The sequence below is a fragment of the Prosthecobacter sp. genome, assembly GCF_049294395.1.
Classification (GTDB): domain Bacteria; phylum Verrucomicrobiota; class Verrucomicrobiia; order Verrucomicrobiales; family Verrucomicrobiaceae; genus Prosthecobacter.
The window spans coordinates 1-19925 of the sequence record NZ_JBAQCR010000307.1 but is presented as its reverse complement, the minus strand read 5'-3'; the positions used below and the strand labels follow the sequence as shown (position 1 = coordinate 19925).

Below are 19925 nucleotides of genomic sequence, written 5' to 3'. Positions count from 1 at the left end.
GCCAAGGGCCGTGCCGAGAGGTTCATCCGAAGGCTTTTCGGCGGGCTTTTGTTCGTCAGGCTTCACTTCCTCCTGCGAGATCATTTCCTCCTCCTTCTCAGGCGGCGGTTCTTCCTTGGGAGGAGGAGGCGGCGGTGGAGGTGGGGGCGGCGGCAGCACCGGCATCACCATGACCACGTCCACCTTCTTCTTCGACGTGGACTTGGACGGCTTGTGATTGACCGCAAAGTAAACACCGCCAGCCAGCACGAGCCCGCCGAGAATCAGCAGCACGAAGTGGCGCCGGATGAATCCGGGCTCTTCGTCATCTATATGAGGTAGTGCCATGGCGTGGTAGATGTCTGCGGGACTATTTTTTAGCCGCCTGCGTGGCCAGACCGATGTTGGTGATGCCGGAGCGGCCCACGGCGGTGAGCACATCCATGATGGTCTGGTACTGCGTGGCGCTGTCGCCACGGATGACGACGGGCACGTCGGGAGTGGCAGCCTTGATTGCTTCCAGCTTGCCGGAGAGTTCATCGATGGTGACGGCGGTGGCGTTGAGCTTGATGTTGCCCTGGTTGTCCACGGTGATGGCCTGCATCTTTGGCCCTTCGATGGGCTTGGAGGTGGAGGGGCCGCCGCGCGGCAGATTCACCTTCACGCCCTGCACGCCTGCGGTGGTCATGATGATGAAGATCAGCAGCAGCACGAGGTAGAGGTCCACCATCGGCGTGACGTTGATGTCATCGTAGGATTTGTTGTCGGCCTGCATGGTGGTGCGCGGTTATTCCTTGTAGTGTTCGGCCATCTTCGTGACGAACTCGTCGATGAAGGTCTCCATGTTTGAGACGACATCCTTGATGCGTGAGCTGAGGTAGCTGTAGATGAACAGCGCTGGAATGGCGACGGCGAGCCCGGCCACGGTGGCGAGCAGCGCGCCTGCGATGCCGGGTGCGATGGAGTTCACCTCCACCTCACCGGATTTCGCGATGACAGCGAAGGTGATCATGACCCCGATGACCGTGCCGAGCAGGCCGAGATATGGACCACCCGCGATGCCGATGGTGAGGAAGACGAGCTTGCCATTGAGCTTCTGCACCTCGCGCACCATGCCGCCGTGCAGCACGGCCTTGATGGCCTGAATGGAGCGGCCCGAGAGACTGAGCACCTGGAGCTCTTTCTTTTCGGCGGGATTGAAGGTCACCTGGCGGAAAGATTTCATGCGATTGCTGATTTCCTGCGATCCCAAGTGGTAGAGCTGATAAAGCGGCGACTGCCGCATGAGCTTCTGCATCTTGGCGCTCATGCTGCCGCCGATGTTTTTGATGCTCTCCTCATCCTCGGTGTCGATGGCGGTGAGATCTGAGGAGATCTTTTCCCAGCGCTTCATGAACTCCTTGGAGGCTTTCTCAATCGTGTTGAGGTACATGATCTTCCCGGCTGCAATGATCCAGCCGACGATGGCCAGCACTGTGCAGAGGAAAATCACCACCCAGCCGTCGAAGGTGAGGTCTTTGGAGATGTCCGTGATGAGGGAGAGATGCTTCATGATCTCCCCTTCCTCTTCGTGATCCGAAGCCTCGTCCGGGCCGATGGTGATCAGCTTGTCCTTGTCCGCCGAGGTGCCCTGGTTCACTGCGGCAAAGCGGATGAAGCCGGCAGGCCGCGCTGTTTTGGCGATCTGAAGTTCATCGATTTCTCCCGTGAAACCGACAGCACCCGATGAGGTGTCCTTGTCGATCTCGGCAGGTGTTTTGAGGCTCGGCACGGCGGCGGTCAGAGCGCCGTAAGATTTGCCATCGAGATACAGAGTGACCGTTCCTGCATCCGCCACTGCAGCCACATGATGCCAGCCACCGGCGGCGATGGGTGCGCCTTCGCTGCTGCGCTGCTTGTTGAGTTCCACAAACGGAATCCCGTTGTTGAGACCGAGGATGAAGGCATTCGCACCATCGCGGCGGCTGAAGATCACGGCATTGGGCTGCAGGGCGCTGGGCTTGATCCATGCGGAGACCGTAAGCGGTGCTCCGGGTGCAAACTCTGGCAGCGGTGGTGCTGGCACTTTGATGGGGGCCTGCCCGAACACGCGCAGACCTCCGCCAATGAGCGAGCCGGTGGCGGGTGGTGGCGTGCCCTCGGCATTCGCCCCCGTGGCGGATGAGTCCGTGCCTGCTTTGGAGGTGTCGGCAAAGTGATACACCAGCGTGGTGTTTGCCTCATAGGTTTCCTTGGCTGGTTCGCCTGCCGCAGCTTCAGTGTTGCCGTAGTAGAGCCAGATGCTGGTGGCGCTGGCGGGCTTGAGGTCCGACACCTGCACCCACACGTAGGCTTCATTGAGCAGCGCGTCCCACTTTTCGATGTGGTGCTTGAGCAGCGTCTTGTGATCATCCGCAACGAAGCGCAAATCACTGCCATCTTCCTTGGCGGAGAGGAAACTGAACACGCCCTCATGCAGGCGCACGAGCACGGCCGTGGTGCCGATGGGTTCGGCGATGGCCACGCCCTTGCCGGTGGTGTCGATGTCGATCTTCTTGCGCGTGGTCCACTTCGCATCCCACCAGGCGGTGTCAGCAGACGATGCGGTTGCGGCAAAGAGCAGCAGCAGGGCAAGTGATTGAAGCAGAGGTTTAATCATGCGCGTTGGTTTGGAAGAAATGGAAAATTAAAATTCCGCCCAGAAGCGGAGCGTCAGGAGCACCTCACCGACTCGTGTGATGCCCTGGGTGGTTAGAGGAAATCCGACATCGGCGGAGCCGTTGAGATGATTCAGCACGCGGAAGCGGCTGCCGACCCCGACGCTGAAAAGATCGAAGGTGTTCTCCTGCCCGGGCAGCGCATTGCGCAGCTTGAGGCGGCCGCCATCGGCGAAGACGTAGAAACGCCACTGGTTGGCCTTGTCGTCGCTGCCGGACAGCAGCGAGGGCGAGCGCAGCTCTGCTGAACCAAAGAGACCGCCATCTCCCAGCGCAGTGGATTCAAGGTAGCCGCGCACTGTGGCCAGGCCACCGCCTGCGAGCTGTTCGTTGTTGATCAGCGGGCCGGAACTGAGCTGGCCTTGAATCTTGCCATAGGCTTCAAAACCACCCGGCAGCTTTTGCGTGTGCGCCAGATCTCCGCGGTAGTAGATGAAACCGTCGTCCGCATTGAAACGACGGCGATTGAAATTGGACTGGTCGGTCCCCATGCGGCGCAGGCTGAAGACAATGGCGGTGTTCAACTCGGTGGTGTGCGCGGTCTCCGTCCACGTGGCCGCATGGCTCAGGCTGAATGGAAAGTAGGTGACGGGTGCGGAGGTTTTGGCACCGGCCACGGTGATGTCCTGGTCAAAGCGCTTGTAGTCCATGCCGAAGCTCAGCGACTGGTAGAATCCCTCCTTTTGTGGCAGGGTGAAGAGCAGGCGCATGCCGACCACCTGACCACGACCCGCCACTGCGGCCCCGCCAAGAGTGGAAACATCACTGTCCTGCTTTGATCCCTGCAGCAGCAGGCTGACGCCCTCGACGTCGGGGATGCGCGCGAGATAAAATGCTGAGAACACGCGTGCGTCATTGAGGCGCTCCGGCGCGATCTGATAGCTCACGCCCAGCGAGTGGCCGAGCTGCCACAGGTTGTCATAGCGGAGGGAGCCGTTGACGCGCCAGGGCGTCGTGTTGTTGTTGTGGCGGTTGTTGACCTCCAGGCTGCCATGCAGCGGGTACTTGTCTTTGACATCCAGATCGATGTCCACCGTTCCCGGACGCACACCGGCGCGCAGGGCCGGCGACACACGCAGATCCGCCTGGCGGTTCAGCGCGATGATGTCCTTGTTGATGTTGTTAAAATTCGGCAGGCTTCCCTCCGCCAGCGAGGGCGCCTTTTCCTTGATCTTGTCGATGTCGTAGTAACGCGAGCCATGCACACGCAGACGGCCCACGACGGTCTCCACGACGTGGAGCAGCACGACGCCGCTGCTGGCGTTTTGCCGCGGGATCTGCACGGACACGGTCTGGTAGCCTTTGTCCTTGTAAGCTTTCTCAAGCGCCGCACGCGCCTGCTCGACATCGTTTGCCGTGCGGCCCGGACCAAGAAAGGGATACACGGCCTTCTCCACTTCAAGACGAGGCAGATGCTTCACCCCGGTCACTTCGTACTCCTGGATGTACATCCTCTGCGGAGAAGCGGAAGCCTCCTGTGCTGGCAGTCGCGCAGTCGACACCGACAAGAACCAGGCAACGCCGATGAGGCGCAGCAAAGCAGGCATGATGGATGTAGAAGCATGGGACATGATGTGACGGGCTCCGTTGAAGGCGGTCGCCAGTTCAGCACACCTCTGCCATTCAGCGGGAAGTGCCTTCCTGGGCCGTATGAACTGCGGGCCTCAGGCCCGCGACCGCTGGATTCGTGTCCTCACGGTGTTTTCATACTCTGTAGGTGTAGATTAGGAGCACGTGGATTTTGAATGTCTAGAAATAATTGACAAATACTGACACGAAAAAATTCTTTATTCCTACTTGCCCTGTGTATATTCGCATATAATACATGTTAATTGAAAGCAATCAGGATCCACTCCTAATCCGGCATACCGCAACACGAATCCTCACCTCACACACCATGTCTCAGCCAACCGCAGAAATTGAAGTCGAGTCCTGGGTCGACATCGTCAAACAGAAGGTCTCCGCCCTGCGATTCGGATCTGTGCAGATCATCGTGCATGAAGGACGTGTGACGCAGGTCGAAAGCACCGAGAAGACCCGTCTGGCCAGCGAGCCGCCGGCCACGCAAAGCCGGAAGTAACGCCGCTTCGCCGCTGAACTTCTTTTCTCTCCCCACCCATCAACCATAACTCCGATTCAAGCCATGTCCTACCATAACAGCATCATTGAAGCCATCGGCCACACCCCTCTGATCAAGCTCAACCGCATCGCAGCAGGGGTGAATGCCACGATTGCACTCAAGGGAGAATTCAAGGAACCGCTTGGCAGCGTGAAGGACCGCATTGGCCGTGCCATGATCGAAGCGGCGGAAGCTGATGGCAGGCTGAAGCCAGGCACCACCATCATCGAGCCGACCTCCGGCAACACCGGCATCGCGCTGGCCTTTGTAGCCGCCGCCAAGGGCTACCGCATCATTTTGACCATGCCTGAAACGATGAGCCTGGAACGCCGCACGCTGCTGGCGCTGCTGGGTGCCGAGCTTGATCTCACTCCCGGCCCGAAGGGCATGAAGGGCGCCATTGAAAGAGCGAACGAACTGCACGCCTCGACGCCTAACTCCTGGATTCCCCAGCAGTTTGAAAATCCGGCCAATCCAGAGATCCACCGTAAAACCACGGCGGAAGAAATCTGGGCCGACACCGAGGGCAAGATCGACATCTTCGTCGCTGCCGTTGGCACGGGCGGAACGATCACGGGCGTGAGCGAAGTAATTAAATCGCGCAAGCCGGATTTCAAATCCATCGCGGTGGAGCCCGCGGCATCACCAGTGATCACGCAGACTCTGAATGGCGAACCGCTGGTGCCAGGCCCGCACAAGATTCAGGGCACCGGAGCCGGCTTCGTGCCGAAGAATCTCAATATTAAGATCCTCGATGAAGTCATCAAGGTCACCAATGAAGACGCGATCCACACTGCGCAGCGTCTTGCCCGTGAAGAGGGCCTGCTGGTGGGCATTTCCACCGGAGCCAACGTCTGGGCCGCACTGCAAGTCGCGGCACGACCGGAGAATGCGGGCAAGCTGATCGTCACCGTGGGTTGCAGCACCGGTGAACGCTACCTCTCCACGGCACTAGCCGACGAAGCCCGCAACAAAGTCGGGGCCTGATGCTCCTGCTGCTGACCCACTCTCCCGATTTCCCGACAACACCCACCACCTATGAACAGACGCGACTTCCTCCAACTGAGCACTCTGTCCGCCGCCGGACTCACGGCCTGCGGCAAACAAAAAATCGATCCCAAGGCGCCGCTGCGCTTCGGCCACTTCCCAAACATCACGCACATTCAGGGACTCGTGGCCCATCAGCTCAGCCGTCAGGGCAAAGGCTGGTTTGAGCCGCGTCTCGGTGTGCCGGTGGAGTGGTTTGTGTACAATGCAGGCCCCTCCGCGACGGAGGCCATCTTTGCCCGTGCGCTGGATGTGACGTACATCGGCCCCAGCCCGGTGCTCAATGCCTACGCCAAATCCAAAGGCACGGAACTGCGCATTCTCTCCAGTGCCGCCACTGGTGGCAGCGCTCTGGTCGTGCGCCCGGCGGCCAACATCAACACACCCGCTGATTTCAAAGGCAAGCGCATCGCCACGCCCCAGCTTGGCAACACGCAGGACATCGAGCTTCGCGCCTGGCTTTCTGACAACGGCCTCAAAGTGACGCAGACCGGTGGCGATGCCTTCGTGCTCCCCACGCAGAATCCGGATCAGCTGGCGCTGTTCGTCAAAGGCGAGATCGACGCCGTCTGGACCGTGGAGCCCTGGGTCTCACGCCTCGAACTCGAAGCCGGTGGCAAGATCTTCGTGGAAGACAAAGGCACTTTTGCCACCCTGCTTGCCTCAAGCGCCGCCTTCGTGACGGAGCGTGCTGAGCTGGCGAAGAAACTCGTCGCTGCGCACATTGAACTCACCGAGTGGATCAAAAAGAATCCGGCTGAAGCCCGCGAATTGATCAAAGCTGAGCTGAAAGAACTCACCACCAAGGCCCCGGGCGATCCCCTGCTGGATCGTTCACTGCCGCGTGTGGTGCTGAACACTGAAGTCTCTCGTCCGGCGCTGGACGAGATGGTGGAATCCGCCAAGAAGGCCGGCTTCCTCCACGACATCCCTGCCCTCGACGCCCTGCTACCCAAGCTCTGATCCAGCGCCACCTGAATGACTTTAGACGAAGCACTCCACAATCCGCAGCCGGCCAAACTCCAGGTTCAAAACGTTTCCAAAACCTACCATGGCGCGCGCCAGACAGTCGAGGCGCTGCAGGACATCAACCTGCAGGTGGCCGAGGGCGAGTTTGTCTGCCTGCTCGGCGCCAGCGGCTGCGGCAAAAGCACCCTGCTCAATCTCATCGCCGGCCTGGAAGCACCGACCAACGGCAGCATCCATGCCGATGGCCAGCCCGTCACCGGGCCGGGGCGTCAGCGCATGGTCATGTTTCAGGAGCACGCGCTGTTTCCCTGGCTGGATGTCATCAACAACGTCCTGTTTGGCCTGAACTTGAAACCGGGCCTGACAGATGCTGATCGCAAGCAGCTGGCGATGTACTATTTGAAACTCGTCGGCCTGGAAAACTTCGCGCATGCCAGCATCCATGAGCTGTCCGGTGGAATGAAGCAACGTGTCGCACTGGCACGCGCCCTGGCTCCCAATCCGCGCGTTCTGCTGATGGACGAACCCTTTGCCGCGCTCGACGCCATGACGCGCGAGCAGCTCTACGCCGACCTGCAGGACATCCAGCAGAAGCGCTGCAAGACCATCGTCTTCGTCACTCACAATGTGCGCGAAGCGGTCTGCCTCGGAGATCGCGTGGTGCTCTTCACGCCACGCCCCGGCCGCATTCATGCGGAGTATGTGGTGAAGCTGCCACGCCAGCGCGACATCAATGATGTCGCCGTCGCCCAGATCGCCAGCGCCATCACGGTGGAACTCAAAAAACACTCCCCTGCTGCGCTATGAAACGGTTCCTTCGCTCCTTCGCTTTTTTCGCCGTCGTCGTCGCCCTGTGGGAAGCCGCATCGCGCGCAGGCTGGTGGTCGCCCGTGCTGGTGCCATCCCCGCTTTCCATCGGCCAGTACCTTTGGACTGCCGCGCTTGATGGCACCCTGCTTGCCGCTGGAATGGTGACCATGACCCGGCTCATGATCGGTTACATCATCGGCCTGCTGCTGGGCATCCCGCTGGGCCTGCTCACGGCGCGCTTTCGTTTTGCCGAAGACACCATCGGTGTTCTCGCACTCGGACTGCAAACTCTGCCAAGCGTCTGCTGGGTGCCGCTGTCGCTGCTGTGGTTCGGGCAGACTGAAACCGCCATGCTCTTCATCGTCATCATGGGCACTCTGTGGGCGGTGCTGCTGGCCACGGATCATGGCATTCGCCAGATCCCGCCGATCTACCGCCGCGCCGCCACCACGATGGGCTCCAGCGGTTTTCATCTGCTGTGGAATGTGCTGCTGCCCGCCAGCCTGCCGCACCTTGTCAGTGGCATGAAGCAGGGCTGGGCCTTCGCCTGGCGCTCTCTCATGGCGGCTGAGATCTACGTCACGGTGCTCACCGGTTTTGGCCTCGGCCATCTGCTGCATTACGGGCGCGAGCTGCAGGCCATGGATCAGGTGGCCGCCATCATGCTGGTGATCCTTGTCGTTGGTTTTGTGGCGGACAAGGCATTGTTCAGTCCATGGGAACGCTTCCTGCGCAAGCGCTGGGGGCTGTCCTAGCCTGCCTACTCCATGCTGCTGTTCTTTTTGATCATCTGCGCCGCCAGCCTCGGTGTGTCGTACTTCTGCTCGCTCACCGAGGCGGTCCTCCTCAGCCTCAATCCGCTGGATTTGAAGCTGCAGGAGAAGAAGGGCGTAGCGCATGCGGCGCGCTGGCTTCTGCTGAAGAACCGCATCGAGCGGCCGATCTCCGCCATCCTCGCCTTCAACACTCTGGCGAACACCGGGCTGGCCACGCTGGCCGGGGCGCTCTTCACCGGGCTCTACGGCGCGGAGTGGCTGTGGCTGTTTTCCATTGTCATGAGCGTGGCCGTGCTCTTCGGCGGTGAGATGGCCCCCAAGATCATTGGCGTGCATCATGCCGCGCGCTTCGCCCCCCGGCTGATTGTTCCGCTCTCATGGATGATGTTTGTCTGCCATCCGCTCATCCTGCTGATGGAGAAATTTTCTGAGAAGCTCAAGAGCGGCGCGGGCGACGGCCGCGGCCAGAGCGACCACATCATGGACATCATCACTCTGGTGCAGTCGGCCCGGTCTGAGCAGCTGCTGCACAACCACGAGGAAATCATCATGATCCATGCGGCCACGCTGAGCGCCCGCCGCATCAAGACCGCCATGGTGCCGCGTGCAGCAGTGAAAATCTTCGACGCGCGCAAATCCCTCTTGGAAAACGTACAGGCGCTCGGCCCCAAGCTTCACCGCAGCTACCCCGTGAGCCGCACGGGAGACGCGAGCCAAATCACCGGCTACATCCGCGTGCGCGAGCTGTTTTTGCAGAACCTCACCGAACCCGGCGCTGACTGGACCACGCTGATCCGCCCGGTGCTGCACATCCAAAGCATGGCGTCTCTGACTCAGCTGCTGACCTTGTTTCTGGAGCAGAGCGAAATCGCCTCCCTGGTAGATGATGCCAGCGGCAAAATGACCGGCTGGATCACCATGGATGATGTGATGAAGGTCCTCATGGGCGCGAGGGTCTGAGCTTTCATGCGCACGGTGGATCCAAATCAGCAGGACCTTGTTTTGAAGGTCAGGTCAGCAGCATTGCACGCCCGTCTCCTGGATATGAACGAAAAATATTCACAGGCAGATCTTATTCATATTGACATAGTATAGTTTAAAGCTCATCATCGTCTCCTTGACCGACTCATGACCTTGGGAGGTACCTGATAAAGCATGCAATCTCACACCCATTGTTCTCATGTCTTTCTTCAAACAGAAAACACCCGATCGTTCGGCATCCAAAGACCAGTTCGGCCGCATCCACCAGCCTGAAAGCAGAGGCCGTTTTTACTGGCGCTTCGTCCCCGGTTCCAAAGCCGCCCTTGAACTGGCCTATGACGCCGAGGCTTTCGACGACACCCATTTTTTGCCTGCCCCAGTGGTTGGAAGTGTGCGCCGCAAGGCGAAAAATAGCAGGTAAAAACGCAGAAAAGGCAGCTCCTCATTCATGGGGGATCTGAGGAGCTGCCTGACCCGCTGTTCCATCCTGCGCTCAATTACTCAGCGCCGCCGATTGTGACTGCCATCCCTGGCGGAAGATAATTTCAACCTCCTCACCTCACCAACACATCCACGATCATGCCTCCTCCTCCGCGTTATTCACCTGCTGAAAAGTCGGCTCTTGTAGCCGCAGCCCGTTCCCAAATCCGCCAAGGCATCAGCCGCAAAGAAGTTGCCCACAGGCTGGGCATCAACCCGCACTCCCTGGGTGGCTGGCTGCGCGAATCGACGATCAACATGCTCTACCCACCCTTGCCGCCATCGATGCCGCGGAATCGCTCTGCCTAGCCGATTCCATACTCCAGCAAGCACCACAGCCGCGCTTTGACACAACCACGTCGCATCGCTCCCGGCGAAAAAGTTTCTTATACCTACTGGACAAGAGTGATTTAGAGTTTAATAACCTACTATCACGATATGCTTTTAAAGCGGCGCCTCAAAAACGCCATCCTGCACCGATCCGGCAAACGGAAGGTTCCACCTCAAAAGCAATCCCCGCCCTGATCCTTCTTCATGGGAAAGACAGCGGGGTCCCTGGAAAGCCTTCATGAAAAACCCACAGCCATCTTCAATCATCCCAGCATCAGCTCCGGAAACGTTCCGGCTTTGTTGAGGCTTTTGAGAGCTTGCCAGGACGGCTGCACCATCCGTCCTGGCAGCACTGATGACCTGACCTGCTGACGCGACCATCGACGAGGTCCGCAGCACCCCGATCCGTTTGCACGGAAGGATTCTGCCACCATGCCCTGATCAGCTGATCGCGAAGACGAAGGCTGCGGGCGCACCTGAGACCAGAGGTTTCACAGCCCCATGTTTATTTCAAAGGACACATCTTCATTCAAGAACACACTTTCCGCTCTGTTCGCCCTGCTCCTGCCCCTTGCCGCTCTGTCACAGACGAGCTCATCATGGAACTCTGATGCCTTGGGCAACTGGAACGATGGCACAAAATGGCTGGGCGGCACACCTGCCAGCGGGGCCGATCAACTGGCCGACTTCAGCCTGCTCAACATCACCGCTGATCGCACGGTGACCGTCAATGCCGCGTTCACCATTGGGTCGCTCAAGTTTGCAGACACGACGCAAAGCAACATCTGGACGCTTGCCAGCAGCGGCACCAATGTGCTGACTCTGCAGACCACCACCGGGCTTCCCAGCATCAATGTGGTCGGCGGAGGAACAACGATCATTTCCGCCAGGCTGGGTGGAACGCAGGGCTTCGACTTCACCGGTGCAGGCATATTGCGCCTGAGTGGTGGGACCAACAATTCCTTCACCGGCAATGTCAATCTCGTCACCACGGGAGGCACTTTGCAGTTTACAACTGGTTCGCTCAACTCCGCGACAGGCGTGGTTTTTCAGGCGGATTCCGCCCTCTCCTGGCAGGCGAATCACACCAATGACCTCTCCGCGAAGATCAAGATCAACGACGGAGTGACAGCCACGCTGAATCTCGGCTCAGGCAACGTCACCTTTGCGTCCGCCTTGCAAACCGGCGCCTCCGCCACGGGCGGGATCATCAAGAATGGCGGCGGCACCCTGACCATCACCGCCGCAAACACCTTCACCGGACTCTTCCGTGCCCGTCAAGGCCGCACCGTGCTGTCAGGCGGTGACAATCGCCTTTCCGCCTCAGGCACCATTGCCATCGGTCAGGCAGCTCAGAGTGGCATTCTGCAACTCGGCGACAGCAGCGGCGCCAGCAACCAGACCACCCTGGGCCTGACCTCAGCCGGTGAGGGAAACACAGGGAACTATGTCGTCGGCGGCAATGCGGCCGTTTCCACCCTGACGATCAACAACGCCGATGCGAACACTTACGGCGGCCAGATCGGCGGTGCAGGAACAAATGAAAACAACATCGCCATCGTCAAGGGCGGCGCGGGAGTGCTCACGCTGTCCAGCACGGCGAGCACCTTCACCGGTGGCGTCACCATCAATGCTGGCACCATCAGCTTTGCCTCCGGTGCACTGGGCAGCACAGGCTTGATCACCTACGTAGGCACGTCATCGCTCCAGTGGGCCACAGGAAACACCAGCGACCTTTCCGCCCGAATCAAAATCAATGATGGCGTCGTCGCCACCATCGATACAAATGGCAACAACATCACTTTCGCCACCGCCTTGCAGACCGGCACGCTTGGCTCCGGCGCGCTCACGAAAGGCAGCACCGGCACGCTCACCATCACCGGGGCCAACACTTACACCGGCGCCACCCGCATCAACAACGGCCGCGTGATTCTTACCGGCGGCGATGGACGTCTCTCATCCTCCACAACGCTGCAACTGGGCAACGGCGCCAACAGCGGCGTTCTCCAGCTCGGCGATGCCACGGGAGCCAGCAACCAGACGGTGGTCAGCCTGGCTGTTTCTGGTAATGTTAACAGCCAGTCGAATGCAGTCGTCGGTGGCAATGCCGCGATCTCCACACTGACCATCAACAATGCCGGCACCGTGACCTGGGCGCAGATGCTTGGTGGCACGGGCACGAATGAGAACAATCTGGCGCTCGTCAAAAGCGGTGCGGGCACTCTCACGCTTTCAGGAGCCTCCAACACCTTTGTCGGGGATATCGGCATCACGGGTGGCATCCTGGCCATCACAAAATCCGGCGCACTGGGTGCAAGCCCGAAGACTATCACGATCAGCGGCACTACTGACGCACCCACTTTGAAACTCGACGGCAGCAACGGTGACATCAGTTTGGCCTCAAATCTCAGTTTCATCACCAGCAATGACAGCGCCACGGCACCTGCAATCCTGAGCAGCTCAGGAAACAACCTCATCGCAGGAAACATCGCTCCGACAACGGGAGGCTTTGGCACAGGCAACACCCGCATCAAGGTGACGGCTGGTACTCTGACCTTGAACGGCGGCATCGCACCTGCCACAAGCGCCACAGGCCCGGTCAGTGTGATCTTCGATGTCACCACCAGCGGCAGCGCCAATGGCGTCATCTCCGACAACGGCAGCCATGTTCTCGGTGTGACCAAGGAAGGCGCGGGCACATGGTCGCTGACAGCTGCAAACAGCTACACGGGAGCCACCACGGTGGATGCAGGGCAGCTCAATATCACGACTTCGCAGACGGGCGGCGGTGCTATCACGGTGGCGGATGGCGCCGCATTGGGCCTCACCTTGAGTGCGGCAGGACAGACATTGAACACTTCAGCCCTCACCCTGGGAGCCAGCACCGGCAGCACGCTCCACCTGAACCTCGGCAGCTTCAGCAATCCAACCGCCGACTTGATCAGCGCCACAACCTTCAGCACCAACGGCAGCAATGTCCTCAACATCAGTGGCACGGGGCTCAGCGTCGGAACCATCAATCTGATCAGCTACACCGGCAGCATCGGCGGCGCAGGTTTCGGTGGTCTGATGCTCGGCACACTGCCAGCACGCGTCACCGCAAATCTCGTTGATAACGCCGGTGCTTCCAAAGTTCAGCTCAACATCAGTGCTTTTGATGTGCCCAAATGGACCGGAGCCACCAGCAGCGACTGGGACATCAACGACGGCCCCGACCCGACCACCGGCACGGGAACGTTGAACTGGAAGGAAACCACCAGCGGCACTGCCACGCGCTACCTGCAGTACGTTGGCGTCATCGACAGCGTTCGCTTTGATGACAGCGCCACCGGCTCCACCAATGTCAATCTGACAGCCCAACTCACGCCCAACTCCATCCTGGTCGACAACACGACCAAGGACTACACCTTCAGCGGCACCGGCTATCTGAGCGGAACATCCACGCTGCTCAAGCAGGGCACCGGCAGCCTCACCATCATCAACAGCGGATTCAATGACTTCACCGGCGCCACAACCATCAGCGCGGGCACATTGATCCTCGGTGATGCTGTCACGGCAGGTGTGGGCTCCTACGGCACTGGCGCCATCTTGAACAACGGAGCCATCGTGCTCAACCGCCCGGAGGATTTCTTCTTCTCCAACGTGCTCAGCGGCAGCGGCACACTGACCAAGCAAGGAGCGGGAACCGCGATCCTCTCTGGCAACAGCGCCACCTTCAGCGGTGCTATCACCGTCAGCTCCGGCACACTCAAGCTCGGCAACGCCAACGCGCTGGGAGACACCACCGGCGGCACGCAGGTCTCCTCCGGTGCCACACTGGATGTCACGGGCTTCACCGCCATTGCGGAAAACATTCAGCTCAATGCCGGCACACTGAAAGTCACCAGCGCCACCACCAACAAAATCACCTCCTCAATTCTCCTGAATGGCGGCGGCACGGTGGATGCATCCAGCGGTGCGACGCTGACTTTGAGTGCAGCCCTGGCAGGCACAGGCGGTTTGACCAAGACCGGAGCAGGCACGCTCGCAATCACCGCAAACAGCACCTACACCGGCGGCACCACGATTCTCCAAGGCATCCTGCAGGTGGGGTCCACCATTGCCACCAGCACGGGCTCCCTGGGTGCTGGAGACATCACGCTGAATGCTGACGGCTCCAACACCGCCACGCTGAATTTTCGGCACTCCGACACTACGCTGAATATTTCCAGCAACATCGTCACCACCTCCGGCACAGGCACGAATGCCATCACCATCGACAACGGAGTGGCGGGTGTCATCACCTTCAGCGGCACCAACACATTCACCGGCAACGTGACCGTGAACACCGGCACGCTGACCATCACCAACGGCAGCGCACTCGGCATCGGCACCAAAACCATCCGCATTGCCGGGGGCAACATCCCCAGCCTGCAGCTGGACGGCTCGGCTGGAGACATCACCCTCAGCAGCGATCTCAGTTATGCACTCAGCAGCGACGGTTCCGTGAACACCGCAGGCGCAATCTCAAGCGTGGCGGGCAACAACGTCATCAACGGCACGATTTCGCAGATCAATGGCGGCGGCGGCAATGCTCGTATCACCGTTTCGGCCGGGACTTTGACCATCAATGGCAGCATTGATGCCAATGGCGCGACGGGAAACCGTAACATTCTGCTCGGTGGCGCGACCCTTGGCACGGTCAATGGCGTGATCAGCGACTTCAACAACAGCGCCACCTCCATCGTCGGCGTGACCAAGGACGGCACCGGCACCTGGGTGCTCAATGGAGCCAACAGCTTCACCGGTGCGGTGACTGTAAGCGCCGGCACGCTGAAAGTGAACGCCATCGCCGCAAATGGCACGGCGCAGCCGCTGGGCAGCGCCACCAGCGCGGTCTTGATCGGTGCGGCGACCACCACGGGCACGCTTGAATACACGGGAGTCACGGACGCCACGCTGGGGCGGGCCATCACGGTCAACGGCGTGGGTGGTGGCATCATCAAAAACAGCGGCGGCGCGGTGCTCACGCTCAGCGGCATTCTCACGCGTGTGGCAAACCGTGCGCTCACTTTCAGCGGCGGCACATTCATCGTCACCGGCCAGATAACCGGAGCCTCGTCGGTGAACAACATCGACGGCGTCACAGTCACTTTCTCAAACACCACCAACAACTTTGTAGGTTCCACCGACGTCTTCAACGGCGGTACTTTGAAGAACGGAGCCAGTGAAGTGCTGACTGACACCAGCACTCTCGTTCTGGGAGAAGCAACGGGAAACACCAATGGCACCTACGATCTCAATGGCTTCAATGAAACCCTCGCCGGACTCACGAGCTCCGGCACTGGGACTAAGATCGTCACCAGCAGTGCCGCCAGCGGCATCTCCACACTCACCATCAGTGGCACAGGCTCCTTTGATGGCGTGATTCAAGATGGAGCCACTGCGCAGGTCGCACTGACCAAGAGCACCACCGGCACACTGACACTCAGTGGTGCAAACACCTTCACGGGAGCCCTCGCCATCACGGGCGGCACGATTTCAGTCGGTCAGTTCAGCTCGCTGGGCGGCGGCATCTCTGCCATCACGCTCGGCTCCACCACGACAGGCACTTTGGCCTACACCGGCGGCACGGCCACACTCAGCCGCGATTTTACGGTCAGCGGCACTGGCGGCGGCGTGATCAGCAACACCGGCGGCGGCACGCTCACACTCACAGGCACACTGGCAAAGGACGGCACCAAGCTCACGCTCAGCGGCGGCACCTTCACCGTCAGCGGACAGATCACAGGTGCCTTGGCGAACTCCGACCTCATCGTGACCGGTGGAGCTGTCGTCACGCTGACCAATGCGACCAACGACTACAACGGCCCCACCCTCGTGAATGGCGGTGCCACTTTGAAAAACGGTGTCGCCAATGCGCTGCCGCTTACTTCCGTGCTCACGCTTGGAGCCGCCACAGACAACACTGCAGGCACGTATGATTTGAACGGTTTCAACGCCACTGTCGGTGGCCTGGACACAGCCGGAACGGGAGCCAACATCGTCACCAACAGCGCAGCCTCGGGCACGCAAACACTGACGGTGGCCGGTGCCGGCAGCTTTGCCGGAGTCATCCAAGATGGAGCCACGGCACATACCGCACTGACGAAAAGCGGCACAGGAACATTGACGCTGAGCGCAGCGGAAACCTACACAGGCAAGACCACCGTCAGCAGCGGCACCCTGGCCCTGAGCGAGGCGGGCTCGATCCAATCTTCCAACTGGGTGCAGGTGGATGCCGGTGCCACGCTAGACGTGACCGGTGTCTCCGGGGGATACGCCCAGAATGGAAGCTCAAGCAGTGGTGCCATAAGCGGCACCGGCACTGTCGCAGGACCCATCACGGTTGGGGGAGCCGTGGTCCTCAGTGCCGGTGCCAGCTCGGACCCTGCCAGCATCAGTACCGCCGGAGACGGCTTTGGCACGCTGGCTTTCACCAGCGATCTCACGCTGGCAGGCGGTGCCACCAGCCTGCTTCCGCGGGCGCTGTTTCAAATCGGTGCAGCTTCGGGCAACACCACGGATCCCACCCTCGCAGCGAATGTTCTCGCCTTCGGCAGCACCACTTCGACAAGCATTGACTTCATCAGCGTGGCCGGCACGCTCACTCTGAATTCCGGCAGCCTGCTCAAGATCACGCTGGACAACTACACCCCTGTCTATGGCGATGTGTTCAACCTGATCGACTGGTCAGCCGTCAATCTGAATGGCTTTGATGTCAGCACCGACTTCGAACTTCCGACGCTGACCGACCCCTTGCTGCACTGGAACACCGACCAGTTTGCCAATGCAGGCATCCTCTACATCACCGGCTCAGTGCCCGAGCCTTCCCGCGCCCTTCTTTCTCTCGGCGGTGTGGCGGCGCTCGTCATTCGCCGCCGCCGCTCCGCCCGGAGCTTTTCTACACACCAGTCGTGAGGCGATGAAGCCAGCGGCACCGGCTGATCCTCAAAGGGGAAGGTCATCCATCGCCAACAACGCAGGCTGTCACGACCTGAGGCATCAGGAATGGCGCTGCAAACACAGCACTCAAATCATGTCTTCACCCGCTTCCTTCAAAGTTCATTCCTTGATGGACACCCTGCTCCGTATCAGCGCAGTCGCCGGCCTCGTCGCCCTCTTCCTGAGTCTGCTCGGTCTGCTCACCTTCATCGCCCGCTGAACCTTTACCTCGCTGGAACCCCGATGAAAATCCGACCTCTCCTGTGGCTCACCGTCACACTCGCCAGCCCATGGCTGCATGCCGCCGATCCCGAGACGGCCAAGATCGAGTTCTTTGAAAAGAAGATCCGTCCCATCCTTGCGGATAACTGCCACACCTGCCATGCGGCTGACACCAAACCCTCGGGCAATCTGCGCGTGGATGATCGCAACGGCCTTCTCACCGACGGAGACAGCGGCCCGGCCGTCGTCGCGGGAAATCCGTCCGCCAGCGTGCTGCTGCAGCGCATCGTTCACAGCGATCCGAAAAAGATCATGCCCAAGGAGGGCGACAAGCTCAGCGCCGCGCAGATCGCGGACCTCACCACTTGGATCAAAGACGGAGCCGTCTGGCCGCGTGAACGCATACCCGCCTCCCTCACGGCTCCCAATCCTGAAATGGAGGCTCTGAAAAAGAAGCACTGGGCCTGGCAGCCGCTCACGCAGCCCGCCGTGCCTGCGGTGAAGGATGCGCAGTGGCCTGAAGGTGATGTGGACCGCTTTGTCCTCGCCAAACTGGAGGACCAACAACTTCCGCCTGTGGCTGATGCGGACCGCGTCACGCTCATCCGCCGCGTGACCTACGACCTGACCGGACTGCCGCCTGCACAGCAGGAAATCGAAGACTTCCTCCATGATCGATCATCGACGGCTTTTGCCCGCGTGGTGGACCGCCTGCTCGAAGCGCCGGCTTTCGGCGAGCGCTGGGGACGCCACTGGCTGGATGTAGCGCGCTATGGCGAATCCACCGGCCCCTCACGCAACATCCCGTATCCTCACGCCTGGAAGTATCGGGATTACGTCATCGACGCCGTGCGCCGTGATGTGCCGTTTGATCGCTTCCTTCAGGAGCAGATCGCCGGAGATCTGCTGCCGGCCGAAAACAACCACGAACGTGACCGCCTGCTCACGGCCACCGGTTTCCTGGCACTCGGGGTCAACGATGTGAACCAGCGCTTCAAGGTCCGCTTCATCATGGACAACGTGGACGAGCAGATCGATGCCGTGACTCGCTCCACGCTGGCTCTCACGGTTACTTGCGCGCGCTGCCACGATCACAAGTTTGACCCGATCCGCATGACGGATTACTACGCACTCGCGGGCATTTTCACCAGCACCGAAAATGGCGCGGGAGTGCGCAACAAGATGGGCGGCGGCGGACTCGACTACTACGCCCCGGCCAACCTTGTGCGACTGTCCGGCAGCCCGCCTCCGGCACCGCCCGAGAAGGTGAAAGAACTGGAAGCCAGGCTCGCTGAAGCCAGGAAAGCCTGGGAAGGAATCCGAGGCACTCCGGAAGGACTCAAACCCGCCGCCGATGGCCGCCCGACGCAGCGCCCTTTCCGCATGCGCTTTGAGGCGCTGCAAAACGAACTGCATGATCTCACCGATCCCGCCGCTCAAGGATTCGTCGTGCATGGCGTGCGTGATTCACAGCAGATCGCCGACACTGAAATCCGCCTGCGCGGTGAAGCGGAGCGGCTGGGTCCCACGATCCCGCGAGGCTACCTCACCACCTTCACCGTGCCGGATGCACCGCAGATTCCCAAGGAGCAGAGCGGCCGACTCCAGCTGGCCCAGTGGCTCACGAGTCCGCAAAACCCGCTCACGGCGCGGGTGATCGTGAATCGCGTGTGGCAGCACCTGTTTGGCACGGGCATTGTCTCCACCGTGGATAATTTTGGGATCAATGGCGGCTTACCCTCGCATCCCGAGTTGCTTGATCATCTCGCGGGTGAGTTCATCCGCCAGGGGTGGTCCACCAAGAAGCTCGTGCGTGAGCTCACGCTCTCCCACGCTTATCGTCTCGGCTCGTCAGCACCGGAGCGGCATCTGGAGGCGGATCCTGCCAATCGCTTCGTCTGGCGTCACTCGCCACGCCGGCTTTCGGCGGAAGAGTTGCGGGATTCGATGCTGGCCATCTCCGGCAAACTGGTGCCCAAAGAAGAAGTCTCTCCGGTAACCAAGCTCCGCATGGTCGAAATGCGCGACAACGGCCCCGAGGCCGCCGGCATCCACATCGCGGCAGATTCCGGCCTGCAGCGCAGTGTTTATCTGCCGCTGCTGCGCGGCGTGACACCGAAGTCGCTCGAAGCCTTTGACCCCGTGGATCAAACACTCGTCTCCGGCGAGCGTGCGAACACCACCGTGCCCATGCAGGCTTTGTTCCTGCTCAATTCATCCTTTGTGCAGCATCAGTCGCTCGCCCTGGCGGAGCGTGTATTGAAGCTGCCCGCCGAGCAGCGGCTCTCGTACATCTGGCAGCTCACGCTGGGCCATGAACCAAGCGCGGCCGATGAGAAGCGCGCGGTGCGATTCGTCGCCGAGCAGGCTGCGAGCTACGTGCCGACGCCGAAGCCCCCTGCCTCCAAACCCGCAGCGGTGATCGCTGCCGCCACGGAGGCGGGTGCAGCCGTAGTCCCACCGGCGAATGCCGACGACGTGGACCGCAGCGCCGCCGCCATTCCCGAGCCTGAAGCCGTGCCAGCCGACGCCAAATCCGCCGCGTGGATGAGC

14 protein-coding genes and 1 pseudogene are annotated in these 19925 nt (G+C 60.5%); 11 read left to right on the top strand and 4 right to left on the bottom strand.

Annotated elements, in window-relative coordinates; genetic code table 11:
• From WAW39_RS20380 to WAW39_RS20365, 4 genes and pseudogenes are all read right to left on the bottom strand, one after another.
• A pseudogene (locus WAW39_RS20380) lies at window positions 1-327 on the bottom strand (hypothetical protein); the annotation flags it as partial.
• 22 nt (window positions 328-349) lie between these two features.
• Window positions 350-754 carry an ExbD/TolR family protein gene (locus WAW39_RS20375; RefSeq protein ID WP_422321003.1) on the bottom strand — a complete coding sequence of 135 codons (405 nt, stop codon included), beginning with the start codon at window positions 752-754 and terminating at the stop codon, window positions 350-352.
• 12 nt (window positions 755-766) lie between these two features.
• Entirely contained in the window at window positions 767-2617 is a 1851-nt protein-coding gene (locus WAW39_RS20370; RefSeq protein WP_422321002.1) for a DUF2341 domain-containing protein, read from the bottom strand.
• Window positions 2618-2644: 27 nt separating this feature from the next.
• Entirely contained in the window at window positions 2645-4222 is a 1578-nt protein-coding gene (locus tag WAW39_RS20365) for a ShlB/FhaC/HecB family hemolysin secretion/activation protein (RefSeq protein WP_422321001.1), read from the bottom strand.
• A gap of 350 nt (window positions 4223-4572) precedes the next feature.
• On the opposite strand from WAW39_RS20365, the gene WAW39_RS20360 reads away from it, so the two are divergent.
• The 11 genes from WAW39_RS20360 to WAW39_RS20310 form a co-directional block, all read left to right on the top strand.
• Window positions 4573-4755: a YezD family protein gene (locus WAW39_RS20360; RefSeq protein ID WP_422321000.1), complete on the top strand. Its 183-nt coding sequence runs from the start codon at window positions 4573-4575 to the stop codon at window positions 4753-4755.
• A 63-nt stretch (window positions 4756-4818) separates the two neighbouring features.
• A complete protein-coding gene (gene cysK, locus WAW39_RS20355; RefSeq protein WP_422320999.1) occupies window positions 4819-5781 on the top strand; it encodes a cysteine synthase A in 963 nt (320 codons plus the stop codon).
• A gap of 51 nt (window positions 5782-5832) precedes the next feature.
• Window positions 5833-6804 carry an ABC transporter substrate-binding protein gene (locus WAW39_RS20350; RefSeq protein ID WP_422320998.1) on the top strand — a complete coding sequence of 324 codons (972 nt, stop codon included), beginning with the start codon at window positions 5833-5835 and terminating at the stop codon, window positions 6802-6804.
• A 15-nt stretch (window positions 6805-6819) separates the two neighbouring features.
• Window positions 6820-7617: an ABC transporter ATP-binding protein gene (locus WAW39_RS20345; protein WP_422320997.1), complete on the top strand. Its 798-nt coding sequence runs from the start codon at window positions 6820-6822 to the stop codon at window positions 7615-7617.
• Window positions 7614-8375 (top strand): ABC transporter permease, encoded by a 762-nt coding sequence (locus tag WAW39_RS20340; protein ID WP_422320996.1) that lies wholly within the window; start codon window positions 7614-7616, stop codon window positions 8373-8375. The genes WAW39_RS20345 and WAW39_RS20340 overlap by 4 nt, the downstream gene beginning before the upstream one ends.
• A 12-nt stretch (window positions 8376-8387) precedes the next feature.
• Window positions 8388-9356, top strand: coding sequence for a CNNM domain-containing protein (locus tag WAW39_RS20335; RefSeq protein ID WP_422320995.1), 969 nt, complete (start codon window positions 8388-8390; stop codon window positions 9354-9356).
• Between the two features lie 220 nt (window positions 9357-9576).
• On the top strand, window positions 9577-9798 hold the full coding sequence (locus WAW39_RS20330; protein ID WP_422320994.1) for a hypothetical protein: 222 nt from the start codon (window positions 9577-9579) through the stop codon (window positions 9796-9798).
• A 158-nt stretch (window positions 9799-9956) separates the two neighbouring features.
• A complete protein-coding gene (locus WAW39_RS20325; protein ID WP_422320993.1) occupies window positions 9957-10166 on the top strand; it encodes a transposase in 210 nt (69 codons plus the stop codon).
• Between the two features lie 522 nt (window positions 10167-10688).
• Window positions 10689-17126 carry an autotransporter-associated beta strand repeat-containing protein gene (locus tag WAW39_RS20320; protein ID WP_422320992.1) on the top strand — a complete coding sequence of 2146 codons (6438 nt, stop codon included), beginning with the start codon at window positions 10689-10691 and terminating at the stop codon, window positions 17124-17126.
• Window positions 17127-17244: 118 nt separating this feature from the next.
• Complete coding sequence (locus WAW39_RS20315) at window positions 17245-17370, top strand: hypothetical protein (protein ID WP_422320991.1); 126 nt, start codon at window positions 17245-17247, stop codon at window positions 17368-17370.
• Between the two features lie 23 nt (window positions 17371-17393).
• On the top strand, window positions 17394-19925 hold a 2532-nt coding region (locus tag WAW39_RS20310; protein WP_422320990.1), incomplete at its 3' end, for a PSD1 and planctomycete cytochrome C domain-containing protein.

What these genes read in the sequence shown, in the direction of transcription:
- cysK (WP_422320999.1), top strand. Translation starts at nt 4,819, where the DNA reads ATGTCCTACCATAACAGCATCATTGAAGCCATCGGCCACACCCCTCTG.
- WAW39_RS20345 (WP_422320997.1), top strand. Translation starts at nt 6,820, where the DNA reads ATGACTTTAGACGAAGCACTCCACAATCCGCAGCCGGCCAAACTCCAG.
- WAW39_RS20315 (WP_422320991.1), top strand. Translation starts at nt 17,245, where the DNA reads ATGTCTTCACCCGCTTCCTTCAAAGTTCATTCCTTGATGGACACCCTG.
- WAW39_RS20325 (WP_422320993.1), top strand. Translation starts at nt 9,957, where the DNA reads ATGCCTCCTCCTCCGCGTTATTCACCTGCTGAAAAGTCGGCTCTTGTA.
- WAW39_RS20370 (WP_422321002.1), bottom strand. Translation starts at nt 2,617, where the DNA reads ATGATTAAACCTCTGCTTCAATCACTTGCCCTGCTGCTGCTCTTTGCC.
- WAW39_RS20335 (WP_422320995.1), top strand. Translation starts at nt 8,388, where the DNA reads ATGCTGCTGTTCTTTTTGATCATCTGCGCCGCCAGCCTCGGTGTGTCG.
- WAW39_RS20360 (WP_422321000.1), top strand. Translation starts at nt 4,573, where the DNA reads ATGTCTCAGCCAACCGCAGAAATTGAAGTCGAGTCCTGGGTCGACATC.
- WAW39_RS20375 (WP_422321003.1), bottom strand. Translation starts at nt 754, where the DNA reads ATGCAGGCCGACAACAAATCCTACGATGACATCAACGTCACGCCGATG.
- WAW39_RS20320 (WP_422320992.1), top strand. Translation starts at nt 10,689, where the DNA reads ATGTTTATTTCAAAGGACACATCTTCATTCAAGAACACACTTTCCGCT.
- WAW39_RS20365 (WP_422321001.1), bottom strand. Translation starts at nt 4,222, where the DNA reads ATGCCTGCTTTGCTGCGCCTCATCGGCGTTGCCTGGTTCTTGTCGGTG.
- WAW39_RS20330 (WP_422320994.1), top strand. Translation starts at nt 9,577, where the DNA reads ATGTCTTTCTTCAAACAGAAAACACCCGATCGTTCGGCATCCAAAGAC.
- WAW39_RS20350 (WP_422320998.1), top strand. Translation starts at nt 5,833, where the DNA reads ATGAACAGACGCGACTTCCTCCAACTGAGCACTCTGTCCGCCGCCGGA.
- WAW39_RS20340 (WP_422320996.1), top strand. Translation starts at nt 7,614, where the DNA reads ATGAAACGGTTCCTTCGCTCCTTCGCTTTTTTCGCCGTCGTCGTCGCC.